General features: G+C 42.2%; 1 protein-coding gene. It reads right to left on the bottom strand.

Annotation, left to right across the window (positions count from 1 at the left end):
• Positions 1–537: 537 nt before the first annotated feature.
• The gene (locus KRX52_RS18435; RefSeq protein ID WP_217683195.1) at positions 538–834 is read right to left on the bottom strand and encodes a hypothetical protein; all 297 of its coding nucleotides are present in this window, start codon (positions 832–834) and stop codon (positions 538–540) included.
• Positions 835–1,269 lie beyond the last annotated feature (435 nt).

Genomic DNA, 1,269 nt, shown 5'->3' on the forward strand with positions numbered 1-1,269 from the left:
ATTTCTAAAATGTTAGACTGAATGATTTTAATAAGAACCACGAGTTGCTCACTTCACTATCAGTCCTAGGGTGAAAGTGAAAAAGTACTGTCTCCACCCACCTTATCACCATCTCAGATCCACTCTGATAATGAAACTCTACTCCAAGGACATGACCTTAAATTTATATCCAACTGGGTCTCACACTGATCCTCTAATTTTTATCCACAATCTTCCAGCAAACCACCCCCACACTTTAGTTTTACCCAGTCTGCAACACCACCCTATGGGTCCCTGTCCCAGATCATGATGTCTTTTTATATATAGATAATGTATTAAGTGATGATTCCCATTGAGGCTGGAAAATTAACAGAGGCTTGATCCATCCTCTTGTGTCTCCTTACGACATGGAAATCATGGATAGAACATATTTGTCTTTCAATGGTCAGTGTCACCTCAAGAAATGTGCCTCTAAGTTTGCTGGACAGTGTTTCTCCTGTGTCCTTCCCAGTTTAAATGTGGCCTTCACTACTTGGTGACCATCTCAATTAAAAGGCGTCAACTTAGGTTGCCAAAGGTCATCCTATTCCTTCTGTATGCTGTTATCCCTCTTTTTCCCCTTATTTTGAGATACAGGTTTTCTGTATAGCCCTGACTGTTCTGGAACAAACTGTACATCAGCCTGTGCTCAAAATCAAAAATTTGCATGTGTTTTCCTTGCCCTCTGGAATGGGAAATTAAAGGTGTGTGCCACAATACCAGGCTCTTTTTAGACACAGGGTGTCTCCTTATAGCCCTGGTTGTCCTGTATACTGCTTTATAGGCCTCAACCCCAAAGAGATCTGCTTGTCTCATACTTCTTTATCCTGTGATGAAAGGATTGACCACCTAATAGTTTGGTTACCAATTATTGATGGAGTAGGGCTGGCCAAGTCTTACAACTGTCTGACTTTGACAATTTCTTTCATGATACTACCACCACACAGGTCTATTTCATGGCCAATCTAGACTCTCCATTTGCTCCCCAGGTCAATGGATGTACCAAGCCTCATTAGCACCAAATTCCCTGAAGTCAGTCACCAAGGTACAGGACTGATGCTGTCTTCTATTCATGTAGATGACTCATTCAATGAATGGGTATCAGTACACAGCATGTTATGGGTTTTTGTGAGAGAATGAACTGTTTTCAGTCCTCCCCTGGGATCCATCATCTTGTGTCCCAGGGGTTTAGTCACTTCCCTCTGCAGTGACATGGAAGGTGCAGGTGAACTTTGACTTGTGCTTGAAACC

Origin of the sequence: Geopseudomonas aromaticivorans (assembly GCF_019097855.1) — a bacterium.
In the GTDB taxonomy this organism is placed as follows: Bacteria; Pseudomonadota; Gammaproteobacteria; order Pseudomonadales; family Pseudomonadaceae; genus Geopseudomonas; species Geopseudomonas aromaticivorans.

Excerpts from the sequence above, each read along its gene's own strand:
- KRX52_RS18435 (WP_217683195.1), bottom strand. The coding sequence starts at position 834 with ATGAGACAAGCAGATCTCTTTGGGGTTGAGGCCTATAAAGCAGTATAC.